General features: G+C 53.4%; 9 protein-coding genes. 8 read left to right on the forward strand and 1 reads right to left on the reverse strand.

Annotation, left to right across the window (positions count from 1 at the left end; translation table 11 throughout):
• The first annotated feature begins 61 nt into the window (after window positions 1-61).
• From ACR0DH_RS14105 to ACR0DH_RS14140, 8 genes are all read left to right on the forward strand, one after another.
• Window positions 62-1,189, forward strand: a complete 1,128-nt coding sequence (locus ACR0DH_RS14105) for an efflux RND transporter periplasmic adaptor subunit (protein WP_480550131.1) — start codon at window positions 62-64, stop codon at window positions 1,187-1,189.
• Between the two features lies 1 nt (window position 1,190).
• The gene (locus ACR0DH_RS14110) at window positions 1,191-4,334 is read left to right on the forward strand and encodes an efflux RND transporter permease subunit (RefSeq protein ID WP_480550130.1); all 3,144 of its coding nucleotides are present in this window, start codon (window positions 1,191-1,193) and stop codon (window positions 4,332-4,334) included.
• Between the two features lie 165 nt (window positions 4,335-4,499).
• Window positions 4,500-6,110 (forward strand): FAD-dependent oxidoreductase, encoded by a 1,611-nt coding sequence (locus ACR0DH_RS14115; protein ID WP_480544885.1) that lies wholly within the window; start codon window positions 4,500-4,502, stop codon window positions 6,108-6,110.
• 298 nt (window positions 6,111-6,408) lie between these two features.
• Complete coding sequence (locus tag ACR0DH_RS14120; protein WP_480550128.1) at window positions 6,409-7,761, forward strand: adenylate/guanylate cyclase domain-containing protein; 1,353 nt, start codon at window positions 6,409-6,411, stop codon at window positions 7,759-7,761.
• An 852-nt stretch (window positions 7,762-8,613) separates the two neighbouring features.
• The gene (locus tag ACR0DH_RS14125) at window positions 8,614-9,798 is read left to right on the forward strand and encodes a ferredoxin reductase family protein (protein ID WP_480550127.1); all 1,185 of its coding nucleotides are present in this window, start codon (window positions 8,614-8,616) and stop codon (window positions 9,796-9,798) included.
• 337 nt (window positions 9,799-10,135) lie between these two features.
• Complete coding sequence (locus tag ACR0DH_RS14130) at window positions 10,136-10,543, forward strand: c-type cytochrome (protein ID WP_480550125.1); 408 nt, start codon at window positions 10,136-10,138, stop codon at window positions 10,541-10,543.
• Between the two features lie 202 nt (window positions 10,544-10,745).
• A complete protein-coding gene (locus tag ACR0DH_RS14135) occupies window positions 10,746-11,153 on the forward strand; it encodes a universal stress protein (protein ID WP_480550123.1) in 408 nt (135 codons plus the stop codon).
• A 372-nt stretch (window positions 11,154-11,525) separates the two neighbouring features.
• Window positions 11,526-12,050 (forward strand): flavodoxin domain-containing protein, encoded by a 525-nt coding sequence (locus ACR0DH_RS14140; protein WP_480550121.1) that lies wholly within the window; start codon window positions 11,526-11,528, stop codon window positions 12,048-12,050.
• A 13-nt stretch (window positions 12,051-12,063) separates the two neighbouring features.
• Here ACR0DH_RS14140 and ACR0DH_RS14145 read toward each other — a convergent pair whose 3' ends face one another.
• A complete protein-coding gene (locus tag ACR0DH_RS14145) occupies window positions 12,064-14,811 on the reverse strand; it encodes a cation-transporting P-type ATPase (protein ID WP_480550120.1) in 2,748 nt (915 codons plus the stop codon).
• Between the last annotated feature and the right edge of the window lie 161 nt (window positions 14,812-14,972).

The raw sequence follows: 14,972 nt of genomic DNA on the forward strand, positions 1-14,972 counted from the left end.
GCTCTAAAGTGTTTGGTGGCAAATTTGACCTTAGGGCATCTTCAATCGCGGGGGCATGAAAATGAGCATCAGGGTTTTCCACATCGCCAATATTCTGTTGATCGCCCTCTCCAGCGCTCTTGTGGCTCAGCAGAGTCCTCCACCCGTGACGGTGGCAAAACCGATTGTGAAGTCCATAGTTGAAGATGATGAATTTGTCGGTCGCTTTGGCGCCGCGGCTGACGTTGACGTCCGAGCGCGGGTTTCAGGTTTTCTGGATCAGGTGCATTTCAAGGACGGAAGTCTCGTCGAAGAGGGTGATTTGCTCTTTACGATTGACCAGCGTCAGTTTCGCACTGCATTGAGACAAGCTCGGGCACAGATCAGCATCGCCGAGGCAACAAGTGCCTTCACGACTGATCAGTTGGAACGCGCCGAGGCTTTGATCAGAAATGGCAATATCGCGGAGAGCGTGGTGGACCAACGTCGCGAAGCTTTTCTTGCGGCGCAGGGTGCGTTGGAACAAGCGCGCGCTGCACTGGAATTGGCCGAGCTTGATCTGGAGTACTCGGAAATCCGAGCGCCAATGTCAGGACGTATCGACCAGGCCCGGATTGATCCAGGAAACCTGATCATAGCCCAAGACACCCTGTTGACATCGATCGTCTCGACCGACCCGATTTATTTCTATTTCGACATAGATGAACGCTATTTTCTGGCATACGCGCGGGACGCGCGTGCCCGGGGGTCTGTTCTGCAAGAAGGCGCGGACAATCTTCAAGTTCAAGTAACAGTCGCTGACCGAAGCATACCGCCTCAGAACGGAATATTAGATTTCTCAGAAAATCGCATTGATGATGAAACTGGTACGATGCGCGTACGCGCAGTTCTGCGCAACCCAGATGAGCTTTTGACACCCGGTCTATTCGGACGCGTCAACGTTCCGGGGTCGCTTCCCTATGAAGGCATCCTGATCCCGGATGAGGCGATTGCTTCCGATCAGAACCGAAGACTTGTGATGACAGTGGATGCTGAAGGCAATGTCATACCAAAGGAAATCCGACCGGGACCCAGAATAGACGGCTACAGGGTCGTGCGTGAAGGTTTGGACGGCTCAGAGACACTGGTCATAGAAGGTCTTGTTCGGGCCCGTCCGGGCAGCGTTGTTGCCGCGGAATTGGTCGAACTGCCGTTGGTTGCAGAAAACTGATATGGGACGTTTCTTTGTCACTCGCCCCATCTTTGCGATCGTTGTCGCCGTTGTTACAACCATCGTTGGGTTGCTCGCGTATTTCGAACTGCCCGTCGAGCAGTACCCGGAAATCGCGCCGCCGTCGATTGTGGTCAGGGCGAGTTACCCCGGAGCAGACGCTGAGACAATTGCCGCCACGGTCGCGACCCCGTTGGAGCAAGAGATCAATGGTGTCGAGGGCATGCTCTACATGTCGTCATATTCGACGGCTGACGGGTCTATGTCGCTGACGATAACATTTGAACTGGGCACCAATCTCGATGCTGCCCAGGTTCTTGTCCAAAACCGCGTTGCTATCGCTGAACCGCGCCTTCCGCAGGAGGTCAGGGCGCTCGGCGTCACGACCAACAAGTCTTCACCCGATCTCATGATGGTCATTCATATGCTCTCGCCCGATGAGACCTTTGACCAGCTTTATGTATCCAACTACGCCCGTTCGCGTGTCAGAGATCGACTTGTGCGTCTTGATGGTGTTGGCGATCTAATTATTTTCGGTGAACGGGAGTTTTCCGCGCGCGTGTGGTTGGACCCGGACCGGCTTGGCTCACTTGGGCTGACGTCAGGAGATGTCGTTGCGGCGCTGCGCGAACAAAACGTTCAGGTTTCGGGTGGCTCCTTGGGATCACCGCCCAATGCCACCGACAGCGCCTTTCAGGTAACGCTCACAACGCAAGGTCGATTGGAAGATCCACGCCAATTCGGTCGCGTTATCGTTAAGTCGACTGACGACGGGCGCGTCGTACGAGTTAGGGATGTGGCGCGGGTTGAGATCGGAGCGCGCTCCTACGTGACCAACTCGTACCTGAACAACAAACCGGCTGTGGCCCTAGGTATTTTTCAGCGACCGGGATCGAACGCATTGGCGTCGGCGGATGAGATCTTAGCCGTTGTCGAAGAGCTGTCACAGGATTTCCCATCCGGGCTTGAGTATCAGGTAGTCTACAACCCTACAGAATTCATCGAAGCCTCGGTGAACGCGGTCTATCGAACTTTGTTCGAAGCGGTATTGCTGGTTGTTGTCGTGATCGTTGTTTTTCTTCAGAGCTGGCGAACGGCCATCATACCGTTGATCGCTATTCCCGTATCGCTCATCGGGACATTTGCTGTGATGCTGGCGCTTGGATACTCTTTGAATTTGCTGACGCTTTTCGGGCTCATTCTGGCTATTGGTATCGTCGTGGATGATGCCATCGTTGTGGTCGAAAACGTTGAACGAAACATCAAAAACGGCATGTCTCCGAAAGATGCGTCCGCCCGAACCATGGATGAAGTCCAAAATGCAATCATCGGAACGACACTGGTTCTGATTGCTGTCTTTGTGCCAGCCGCTCTGGTGCCCGGTATTACCGGCCAGTTCTACAGGCAATTTGCTATCACGATTTCCGTCGCAACAATTATTTCGACTATCAACTCACTCAGCCTTTCGCCGGCGATGGCCGCCGTGATCCTTAGGCCAAACTCCAGTGCACCAACACGAAACCCTTTGGCCTTCGTCACAGACCCGCTCAGCAATGGGTTCAACAGAGGGTTTGATGCAATGGCGTCCGCTTATGGTCGGACCGTGCGCGCACTGTCTGGTTCAACCGGGATCCGCAGCATTGTTCTGCTGGTCTTTGCCGGATTGATGGGCGGAACATACTGGATCACGACAAAAGTGCCGACCGGGTTCATACCGGAAATGGACCAGGGGTACGCCATCGTTGTGGTGCAACTGCCAGATGGTGCAGCACTGGACCGGACCGACGATATCATCAAGCAAGCGACTGAGATAGCATTGGAAACGCCCGGGGTCACAAACGCCGTGGCATTTGCGGGCTTCTCCGGGGCGACGTTTACCAATGCAAGCAGTCAAGGTGTGATTTTCACCACCTTCGAGAGCTTTGAAAGCCGACAGGAAAACGGGCTGACAGCAGGTGCCATTGTGGGCCAGCTTTTTGGCCGGATGCAGGCCCTGCGCGAAGCCTTTATCATCGCCATTGCACCTCCGGCGGTCCGTGGGGTTGGCACTGGTGGCGGTTTCAAGCTTCAGCTTCAGGAACTTGAAAGCGCAGACATGTCCCGCGTGTTGCAATCTGCCTATGCTGTGATGGGCAGTGCCAGCCAGTCGGATAAAGTTCAGGGCGTTTTCACGACCTTTTCGTCCGGATCACCACAGCTGTATCTTGAGATCAATCGCGTTCGGGCACAAATGCTCAACGTCCCGATTGGCGAAATATTCGAAGCCCTCTCAATCAACCTCGGGTCTGCCTATGTGAACGATTTTAATGCTTTCGGACGTCTTTTTCAGGTGCGTGCGCAGGCGGACGAACCGTTCCGTCTGAACCAAAGTGATATTCGAAGTCTACGAGTCCGTTCCGCAACAGGAGCTTTGGTTCCGTTGGGCACCTTGGTTACCGTCCGCGAAACCGCGGGGCCCGCCTTGGTTCAGCGCTATAATCAACTGGTGTCTGTGCCGGTTCAGGGGTCGCCAGCGCCCGGTGTGTCGACGGGGCAGGCATTGCTTGAAATGGAAGCCCTTGCAGAGGCAGTCATGCCACCCGGTCTGGAATACGAGTGGACCGAACTCGCCCTGCAGGAACGCAATCAGGGCAACGCGGCAGCTTACATTTTCGCCTTTTCGGTGCTGTTTGCCTTTCTGTTTCTCGCGGCGCTCTACGAAAGCTGGACGCTTCCGATGGTTATTATTTTGATTGTTCCTCTCGCAGTGCTGGGCGCAATGCTGGGGGTTATGTTCAGAGGTATGGACAACAATATCCTGACGCAGGTTGGATTGATTGTTCTTGTGGGGCTTGCTGCAAAGAATGCCATTCTGATCGTGGAGTTCGCCAAGCAAGCGCAGGAAGAACGTGGGTTGTCAGCCATTGATGCCGCCGTCGAAGCCAGCCAATTGCGCTTGCGGCCAATACTGATGACTGCATTCGCGTTCATTCTCGGCGTTGTGCCCTTGATGATCGCAGTCGGCCCCGGTTCTGAGATGCGACAGGCGCTTGGAACGGCGGTGTTTTTTGGCATGTCCGGCGTAACTTTGCTCGGGCTGTTCTTTACACCTGTTTTCTACGTTGCCATGCGCACGCTATTCCCGATGCGACAAGCCACGACGTAAGCCAATGGTGCAGTGACAGACGCACTTGAAACGTTCAGTGCGCGGGAAGCAGGATACAAAACGTCCGCAGGTCTGTGGCGGAAGCGTCAATGTCGAATGAATGGGTGAAAATCTTGAAATAGCCGCTAGGTCTTGTAACAGCGCCGATCATCAGGAGAACTGCACATGGAAAGCCTAGCTGCCGACCTTCGCGAAATGACGCGAACGCCTTTGCACCAGAGCCATGTCGAAACCTTGAAAGCGTTGGGCACCGAAGTGAGTTTTGAAGCAGGCCAGATGATCGCCGAGGTCGGTGATCCAATGGACCAGTTTATCTACATTGTCGACGGTCGGGTTGAGGTAATTGATCCACAAACGCGAGAGGCTTATCTACCGACGTCTCTTGGGCCGACGCAGTTTCTGGGAGAGATCGCGTTTCTCAGCGGCGGGGTTTACTCGCTGCCGATGCGGGCGCGAGAGGACACGCACGCTATCTCTGTGCCGCGCGAGAAGATGCTGGACGCTATGTCGCGCATTCCGGAGATGTCAGATATCATCATCACTGTTTTTTCCGCACGTCGCCGACGTCAAATCGAAGACAACGACAGTTCACTGAAACTGATTGGCGCTGACCTGAATCGCAATATCCGTCAAATCGAAGAGTTTGCGATCCGAAATAAGATCCCATTCCAAACGATGGATTTGGGTTCTGAGACCGCATGTGAGGTCGCGCAGTCCTGTCACCTGACAGGCCATCAGCCCGCGGTTATCTTTGGTGACAGCCTGGTGGTTGACAACCCGACCCCAGCCAAGGTCGCCCGATTGCTCGGGCTCGAACAGTCTTACGATTGTCGAGAGGTCATAGATGTTTTGATTGTTGGAGGTGGTCCGGCCGGGGTCGCGGCTGCGGTCTATGCTGGTGCGGAAGGGCTGTCTGCGATTGTTGTGGAGGACCTCGCGGTTGGGGGGCAGGCTGGGACATCCAGTCGGATCGAGAACTACATGGGCTTTCCAACAGGCATTTCGGGTGCAGACCTTGTATGGCGAGGGGAAGTCCAAGCCATGAAGTTTGGCACCCGATTTGTTCGCCCAAAACGGGCTAAACAATTGCAACGTCAATCCGATGGCGTGTTTTGTGTAACGCTGGATGATGGGCAAAAGCTAAGGGCACGCTCGGTCGTAGTCGCCACGGGGGTCCAGTACCGGCGTCTGCCGTTGGAAAGACTGAAGGACTTTGAGGGTTTGGGCATCTACTATGCTGCAACCGAGATGGAAGCGCGCTATTGCAAGGGCACCGATGTCGTCGTGGTTGGGGGCGGAAACTCTGCGGGGCAAGCAGCGATGTACCTGTCGCGATCAGCAAAACATGTCCATGTGCTGGTGCGAGGAGACAGCTTGGCTGCATCGATGTCCGATTACCTGCTGTCAAGGTTAGAGGCGGATCCGGCGATCACCATCCACTACAAGTCCCAGCTAAAGACACTTCTTGGGGACAAATCCATGTCCAGGGTCATCATTGAGCATGACGGATCAGACTGGCCACTCGATTGCAGCGCCGCATTTGTGATGGTTGGGGCTGCACCCAATACCGAATGGCTGTCACAGAGCTGCCAGTTGGACGCACGCGGCTTTGTGGTCACGGGCAACGAGGCCAATGCCGGATCAACTTTCGCGACGTCTTGTCCCGGCATTTTTGCCGTGGGCGATGTACGCGCCGGGTCGGTCAAGCGCGTTGCCTCTGCGGTGGGTGAAGGGTCAGTTGTCATATCTCAAGCTTGGGAATACCTGCAAAACTGAGTGTTTTTCTCCGCATAAAAGTTACGTCGCTGTCCTGCCTTGGTTAGCCCGGTTACAATCGCACAGAGGCTATTGTTTCTCAACGCGGTCTCAAGTCAGACTTTTTTGCTAGGTTGTTTTGGTCCTCAGAGGAGTTTGGGTCAAAATGGTTGCGCTTCATCTGCGTTTTCTCGTGCGTTGATCGGGAATGCATGAATGTCAGTCACGATACACTTTGGTATTATTCACATTGGAAACAGAAACCTCTGTAACCTGCGACGAATGTATTTGACTTAACTCCTATTCGGCGGAGCCAGATTTGACCGAAATCGACGCGCAGAAATTCACACTGGAGTCCGAAAGAAGACTCACAAAGGCCGAGCAGCGCGGACTACGCTTGGCGATTGCCTGTCGCACCTCTATCACCGCTGCAGCATTTTTCTGGTACTTGGGTTCAACACTGTTGTTTCCTGAATTCAGTACGCGCCAAGTCACGACTTTCGCGTTGTTCGCGTTCACTGCAATTGGTGTCACCCATCTCGTGTTGATTGGTACCAGCTATGACAGGCCGTGGATCAAATATGCCGTTTACGCACTGGATTCACTGGCGATCTGTTCACTTTTTGCGCTCGTCCCCATCAGCAGGGCCGACGACGTGCCACAGATCATCGCGTTCCGCGCTTATGGAATATACTACCTCTTTCCGATTGTCGCATTGGCTTGCCTCAGCCTTTCCTGGCGTCTCGTGCTCTGGACTGGGGGCCTTTGCGTGCTTGGATGGTGGGCGGCATTCTTTTGGGTCACGTTACCAATGGAGCGGACGCTGTCATGGGCAGATATGTCTGCGATGGCCACCCGCCAAACCTATGAGGCTGTATTTCTTTCCATTGACTTTATTGGTCGCGGCAATCGCATCGAAGAAACCGGAATGCTGCTGTTTGCGACGTGCATTTTAGCAATTGCTGTATTCAGGAGCCGAGCGGTCTTCTTTGCGCAAGTTGAAGCTGATCTGGAGCGCGGTCGGGAACGCGCAAAGAGACAACACGTTTCGGACCTTCTTGGCAAATACCTGCCAGAAGAAATCGCAAAGAAGCTCATTGACGACAACGCTCCGCTGAAACCTCAGAAATCATTTGGTACGGCGCTCGTGATGGATATTGCTGGGTTCACCAGATTTTCCTCGCAACATTCCCCGGACGAAGTGATTAGACGTCTGGATGCCTTCCTCACTGACGCGACCGAGGATGTTTCAGCCGAAAATGGGATCGTGATTTCTTATCTTGGCGACGGGTTTCTTGTCACATTCAACGCACCAGTCAAAGTCGAGAGGCCTGCGGACGCGGCGGTAAGAGCTGCGGAAGCCTTGCACTTGACCGCTGCCAGGCATGGGCTTTCAATCCGAATTGGCATCGCAAGCGGAGAGCTGGTGACAGGCACGATCGGGTCCGACACCCGCCAGTCGTTCACGGTTTACGGAGATCCCGTCAATCTTGCCTCAAGGTTAGAGGCGAGGTGCAAATCGCTCGGTGCGGCGATGCTTTTGGATGCCGCGACCAATGACGCTCTTTCGGGTATCGATCGACTAAAAAGTTTTGGTTCAGTTGAAATCAGTGGTCTGGCCGAACCTGTCGCCGTGTTTGGCGCACTGCTTAGGCTTCGGATCAAGACATAACCTCTGATTTTGAGAACTTGTTCTTGAATTTCTGTTTTTTTAAACCACAGGCAAATCACCGAATCCATTGATCCAAGTCATAGAACCTTTCGCGGTTCTGGGTTTTCTTGAGAGAGCAATAATGGAGGTCTGTTATGCTAAAAACTGTTGCCGCCCTGTTCGTTTTGACGTGTCCCATTCCGCTTGGTGCTTGCGAAAGAAGCAGCGACACCTATCCGATAACCGGGGAGCAATGTGGTCCGGAAGACCCAGTTAAGACGTTGGATGCCACAGATTGCTACATTCCACCTTCCGCGAACTAAGGAAGAGTAACTGGTGCTTCGCAGCAACTGTAAGGCTATCTGTTGAGGCAATTGAGTCTCTTAACAAAGCGTACTCAATTGTGACTGGTCTATCGCGCCTAACTCAAAAAAAATACTCGGCTCGGTTAGTAGGTTCGGCTTTCCTAAGCATGCGATGTGGAAGAATTCAATCGTAATGGACAGAAATGCATAGATTGGCTGAAGAATGGAGGCCCAAGAATAACTCGCGTTCCATTCTGCACGTCAAGTCGTTGCGAAATTTATGTGAAGTTTATGTGTTATCTACTCCGGGTATCGGGGGGCTTTGCAAGGATTTTTCTTTGTCTTGTATTGCGGATTGTAAGTGCATGAATGCCCAGTTTGTCAGAGCGGCATTGTGGCGAAGTGATTTCGTTTCAATAGGCTCCGCTGTTCTAAGAACTCAGCTTCGATGAGGGTCCTGGTCCTAATTTCTGCCTATTTGGCCGTGCTCCTGTTGCCGCTTGGGCTTTCTTACGCGCTTAGTTGGCCCTCCCGGCGGTGGCACCAGGAAATTGCCTCCGGACTGGGTATGCTGGCCTTTTCAATAATACTTGTCGAATTCATCCTATCGGGTCGTTTCAGACGCATTTCGTCCGGTATTGGTATGGACGTTACAATGAGGGTTCACCAGGTTATGGCGCGCGTCGCTCTGGCCTTTGCCATTGTACATCCGCTGTTCTACCAAGGCTCAGTTTCTGGGGGCCCGCGCCCCTGGGACGAAACACGGCAACTGACACTCACAACAGACCTGACGGCCCTCGCAACAGGGATCTTCGCGTATCTTTTGTTACCCGCTTTGGTGTTGTCCGCTGTCAGCCGAACGAGCCAAGGATGCAAATATGAAGCTTGGCGCCTCGCTCACGGGATCGGTGCTTTGTTGCTAGCAGGATTGCTACTACATCACACCATCGCCGCGGGACGCTACACGTCACATCCGCTGATAATTGGTATGTGGGTTGTTATGACAGCGATTGCCGTGGGTTCACTTCTATTTGTTTATCTGGTCGAACCGCTAAGACAGCGCCGCCGGCCATGGAAAGTGGAGGCGGTACGCAGACTGACCCCTAAACAGTGGGAACTTGTGATCAGTCCTGTTGGCCACGATGGGCTGATCTTCAAGGCGGGCCAGTTTGTCTGGCTGAATGTGGGTAACAGTGTCTTTTCACTGCAAGAAAACCCTTTCTCGATAAGCTCCGCTCCGTCCGGAGGGCAAGATATTTCTTTCATAATCAAAGAGCTCGGAGACTTTACGGGTTCACTGGAACAAATAGAACCGGGTACACTCTGCTATCTGGATGGTCCGCATGGTAGTCTCACTATCGATGGGCGACAGGAGCCCGGAGTCGTGCTGATCGCGGGAGGCGTCGGAATAGCTCCGATGCTCAGTATCTTGCGTCAAAACCGACTGGCCGTCGGCTCAAGAGATGCCCAATTGATCTACGGCAACCAAAAGGTAGACCAGATCGTGAATCGTGACGAGTTGGCTGGGGAGAACGTGGTGTTCACGCTCTCAGAGCCGCCTGAAGACTGGGACGGTGAAACCGGCGTGATAGATGGTCCATTGCTTGATCGTGTATTGACTCTTGATCAGTACTCGCAATGGCTTTTTGTGCTCTGCGGACCGGCGACCATGATGGACGTTGTCGAAGATCATCTGATTGCGCGCGGCACCGCCTCGGACCGCATTCTTTCGGAAAAGTTTGACTATGATTGATCCACTCAACCGAATGCCATTGCGTCGTCGGGTCTCCCTAGCAATCTGGATCGTGGTTGCAGCAATATGCGTTGCGGTACTGTGTTTTGGGATGCGATAGGAGAGAGCTTGTAGTTCATCAGACTGGGTTCTGCTCAGGCCATTTGGATCGCAGTGCAACCGGTCCGTTTCGCGTATTGCGCCGAGACATTCAACGTCGTTGGACAAAGCTAGTCGCATAGCTAAATCAGCTCCAAAAAATCGTAGGTGACGCGTCCACAATGAGCGAAATCAAAGCAGCGTTTGGGCGATATCGCTTAAACTGCTGTTGAGTAAGTCATGTGCAAAGGAGGAGGATTTGCTGATCTTACGAGGGATTGTATTGGGGCTCATTGCTTCTGGTGCCGTTCAGGCACAAGAAGTCAGCGTTCAGAGCGGAAACGACCTGTATCGAACCTATTGCTGGCAATGCCACGGGTTTGAAGCGACTGGGAACGGACCGATGGCAGAAATGCTAGCAATCAGAACACCCGATCTCACCAAATTGTCGGCGCAAAACGACGGTGTATTCCCAACAGAGTTGATCGCCCGCATGATTGATGGACGGTCGCCCCTGCTCGCTCATGGAGGAGAAATGCCTATTTTCGGACCGGTATTCGATTCCGATCAACATGTTGCGCTTTCTCTTTCGGATGGCCAGCAGATGATTGTCGGTTTGCGACTGGCGAATTTGCTGTCTTTTCTCGAGACGATACAGGTGGAGTAACTCGTAATAAGTGGTTCGGGACCACTTTCCGCCTCCTTGCGTGGGCTACCGACGGGGAGAGCTATGCGTTAAAAAAAATAGATTGGTGATAATGAAGTAGTTGCATTGAAGGTCGGAAAGTTCACGCACTTAGAGCCAATCTGAGAAGTTAACAACCAAGAGGTCGATGAGCAGTCATCGCTGTTAGTGGAGAGGAATTCAAATGTATAAAAATATCCTGATCCCTGTGGCGCTGGATAGCGACCACGAAACTCAGTCCGCCTTTGAAGCCGCACGACTCTTGGCTGATGCAGATGCTGAATTTACGATACTTCATGTGCAGGACCCAATTCCTGCATACGTCGCATCTCAGATTCCAGAGGAGGTGCTGCAGAGTACCCACCGCGAGCTTCAGGAAAAGTTGCATCAGAAAACACTGGAACTGCCGGGAGCAACAGCCCAGCTGATTTCAGGTCATCCGGGCAGAGCAATCGTCGACTTCGCGAGCGACAATGGCATAGACTGCATTGCCATAGCCTCGCATAAACCTGGCTTTGAGAACATCTTTCTCGGTTCGACTGCGAATAGGGTTGTTCATCATGCAAAGTGTGCGGTTCACGTAACCCGTTGAGTGTGTCTTGTTTGACCTCATTAGTTGTCGGTTCTGCAGACACAGACAACAAGTTGATACTCTTGCCAGACGGCCAACAGACCTCTGATTGACCGGCTTCTTTTCCCAAGAGTTACTCAAAACAACGCTTTTGACTGCAAACTTGAATGTGCTGCTGCATCCACTTCCGGATAATCCAAACTGATTTTGAAACTCATTGAGTTGGCAAGCCGTTCCTGTCTTGGGGACGAAACAGAGCTTTTCACCGCAAATTGTTCTTAGAACGTCGGTAAATTCGAACGCCATCAACTAGGGCCCATTGATCAAGATCAACGCTAATAGCAAGTAGTACTGATATTATCCATGCGTTTCAGACCGTTTGGGGAGGTCGGTATGACCGTGCTTGTTGCTTACGGTACCGTAGAAGGCCAAAGTGCCAAGATTGCGCATTTCGTCGAAGGAATTGCCAAGGAAGCCGGTCTTGAAACTAAGCTGCTTGATACCGGCAAAATGATGGGTGATGTATCCTTTGAAGGCGTGGATAAGGTCGTTCTTGTGGCCTCAGTCCACGAGCGACGGCATCCCAAGCCATTCGAGACATTCATAGAAGTACAACGGGAAGCTCTTGGAGCCCGAAAGTCGCTTATGCTCTCGGTGAGTCTTAAGGCTGCCTCTCCTGAGGGTCTGGAGGAGGCTCAGGATTATCTGGCTGAAATGCTGCTGAGAACCTTCTTTAAACCAGACGTGACCGCCCTGGTCGCCGGCGCGGTGCGTCCCGATAGCTATGACTACTTTGAAAAAGAAATCATCCGTCATGTCGTTTTGAAGGACCGGAATGTTGATCCGCGAGATGGCACACAGGAGTTTACGGATTGGGCCGCATTGGAAGCATCTGTGACGACGTTCTTGAAAGAGTAAATTTGTCTGCGCACTAGCGAGCCCGATGATTGCACATCTTCTGATTCCGCGCACCCAAGGTGAGGGCGAGTTGTTTCTCCAACTCAAGCAGTACAAACAGCGCGATACCCAAGCCAATAATGAGGAGGCCATCCTTAAGACTGACGGCAGCGGTCCCCAGTACGTTCTGAAAACCCGGAACGTATGTTGCAGCGAGTTGAGCTGCAGAGACGGTTACCACACAGGCCCAAACGATGGGCGTGCCTCGGATTGCCTTCCAAGTCAGAGACGTTCCATAGATGTTGCGCACAAAGAAAAGGTGGAAAATTTCCATTACCACCAATGTGTTTAACGCCAGCGTTTGCGCCAGCTCCAGCGAATAACCCTGCTTTTCGGCATAGGTAAAAATGCTAAAGACCCCGGCCAAAAACAGACCGGAGACCAGCATGATATGCCAGACCAACTCGCCGCCCAGGATCGGTGCATCTCGTGGCCGGGGCGATCGAAGCATTGTGCTTTCTTCGGTCGGCTCAAAAGCGAGTGCAATGCCAAGTGTTACGGCAGTTATGAGATTGATCCACAGTATCTGTATTGGCGAAACGGGTAGTGTAAGTCCCAGCAAAAGTGCGACGATAACAACCAGTGCTTCACCTCCGCTCGTAGGCAGCAGCCAACTGATTACCTTTTTTATGTTGTCAAACACCGTGCGACCTTCGCGTACCGCTGCAGCGATCGTTGCAAAGTTATCATCAGCGAGAACGACGTCGGCGGCTTCCTTCGCGGCTTCGGATCCTTTTCTGCCCATGGCAATGCCAACATCAGCGCGTTTCAGCGCCGGTGCGTCGTTGACGCCATCGCCCGTCATGGCAATCGTCAGTCCGTGAGCCTGCAGCGCATGGACTAGGCGCAACTTATGTTCCGGGTTCGTGCGGGCGAAGATATCCGTCTGCAGAGCCGCGACTGATAATGCGGCATCGTCCAATTTGTCGATCTGTGCACCGCTCAGAATGTTGTCGGTGTGGACCAGACCAATGTCCTTGCCGATTGCTGCAGCTGTCCCGGCGTGATCACCGGTTATCATTTTGACCGCAATACCTGCGTTCTGACAGGCGGCAATCGCATGTTTCGCTTCTTTGCGTGGCGGATCGATCAGGCCAACAAGCCCAAGGAAGACCAGATCCCCCGAAAAGTCCTGCGACGTTAGACATGTCTCACCTTCGTGTGCAGGACGGAAGGCGAACGCCAAAACCCGGCACCCTGCCGAGGCAAAGCGATCTTCGATCGCGGACCATGTTTCGTGGTCAATTGGCTGCGCGCTGCCATCGGCGTCGAGCTGTGTTTCGCAAAGAGACAGCAGTGTCTCGGGCGCGCCTTTGACAAAAACCTTACGTGCTCCGGCCTCACTCTGATCCAGCGTCGCCATAAAACGCCTTTGCGCATCGAAGGGTAGCACATCGCGGCGGTTCCAAGATGCCCGCGCCGCGCCCAAAGGGCCCAGGACCTTTGCGGCGAAGGACAGAAGCGCACCCTCCATCGGGTCACCGTTTGCATCCCAAACACCAGACCGTTGTTCAAGTGTTGCGTCGTTGCAGCAGAGCGCGACGGTTGCCAAATCCCGCAGGGTCGGCGGCAGAGTCTGTATCGGTTCCGAACCATCGTCGACAATAGCACCGGCGGGATCATAGCCGTCGCCCTGAATGTCAAAGAAATGACCTCCTACAGCAACATTGGTCACCAACATTTCGTTGCGGGTCAGGGTGCCGGTCTTGTCTGTACAGATGACCGAGACTGAGCCAATCGTTTCGATTGCCGGAAGGCGTCGCACAATAGCATTGTGGCGTGCCATAGACTGCACACCGATCGCCAGAGTGATGGTCAGGACCGCAGGAAGTCCCTCGGGAATTGCGGCAACCGAAAGACCAATAACTGCCATGAACAATTCAATGAAACTGTATTCAGCCACGAAATAACCGAAAGCCAGAAGGATCGCGGCCACGGCGAGTATGAAAAGTGTAAGCCAGCGCGCAAAGGTATCCATTTGGCGTACCAGAGGCGTTGAGAGTGACTCGACCTCAGAAATCATCCGGCTAATGCGCCCGATCTCGGTCCGTGTGCCGGTTGCTGTCACAACGCCGCGTCCCTGACCGGCCGTGATCAACGTGCCGCCAAACACCATGCCGCGCTGGTCGCCAAGCGTTGCGTCCGCGTCAGTTGCTATGTCTTTTTTGTCAACGGCAACGGACTCGCCTGTCAGAATAGCCTCTTGTGCCTTCATGCCATGCGCTTCGATCAGGCGAATATCGGCAGGGGGCTTGTCACCAGCTTCGAGCAGAACGATGTCGCCGGGAACAACTTCGGCACCATCGATAGCGATCCGTCGCCCATCACGTAAAACTGCAGCCTTTGGGGCGAGCATCTGATGGATCGCATCCATTGCCTTTTCAGCCCGACCCTCTTGCACGAACCCGATGCAGGCATTGGCCAGAACAACGGCAAGAATGACGACAGTGTCCACCAAATGCCCCAGCAAAAAGGTTATAGCTGCTGAGCCGACAAGCACGTAGATCAGAACGTTGTGGAAGTGTGCCAGGAACCGTAGGATCACATTTTGTCTGTTTGACGGCGGCGGCTCGTTGCGTCCGAATTCCTCAAGACGGAGTTTAGCTTGTTCTGATGTAAGCCCGGTGGACATTGTTTGCAGGTTCTTCAGCACATCAACACTTTCTTGCGTGTGCGGCAGGGCCCCAGATGTTCCAGGCAGAACTTTAAGGCGTTCTGGCATTTCAGACTCCTTTTAAGACACGTCTGCGCGATGTCGTTGCTGCAGTGAACTTGGGGTTGATGCGCCCTCGCAGCGATGGCCTAGTCGCACCGCCACGACAGACTCTCATAGTTGAGCGATTCCTTTGTACGTGGTCCTGCCTTGGCCGTATTTGATTTGGT

Source organism: Ruegeria sp. I1 (assembly GCF_056532675.1).

What these genes read in the sequence shown, in the direction of transcription:
- ACR0DH_RS14135 (WP_480550123.1), top strand. Translation starts at nt 10,746, where the DNA reads ATGTATAAAAATATCCTGATCCCTGTGGCGCTGGATAGCGACCACGAA.
- ACR0DH_RS14110 (WP_480550130.1), top strand. Translation starts at nt 1,191, where the DNA reads ATGGGACGTTTCTTTGTCACTCGCCCCATCTTTGCGATCGTTGTCGCC.
- ACR0DH_RS14145 (WP_480550120.1), bottom strand. Translation starts at nt 14,811, where the DNA reads ATGCCAGAACGCCTTAAAGTTCTGCCTGGAACATCTGGGGCCCTGCCG.
- ACR0DH_RS14105 (WP_480550131.1), top strand. Translation starts at nt 62, where the DNA reads ATGAGCATCAGGGTTTTCCACATCGCCAATATTCTGTTGATCGCCCTC.
- ACR0DH_RS14125 (WP_480550127.1), top strand. Translation starts at nt 8,614, where the DNA reads ATGCTGGCCTTTTCAATAATACTTGTCGAATTCATCCTATCGGGTCGT.
- ACR0DH_RS14115 (WP_480544885.1), top strand. Translation starts at nt 4,500, where the DNA reads ATGGAAAGCCTAGCTGCCGACCTTCGCGAAATGACGCGAACGCCTTTG.
- ACR0DH_RS14140 (WP_480550121.1), top strand. Translation starts at nt 11,526, where the DNA reads ATGACCGTGCTTGTTGCTTACGGTACCGTAGAAGGCCAAAGTGCCAAG.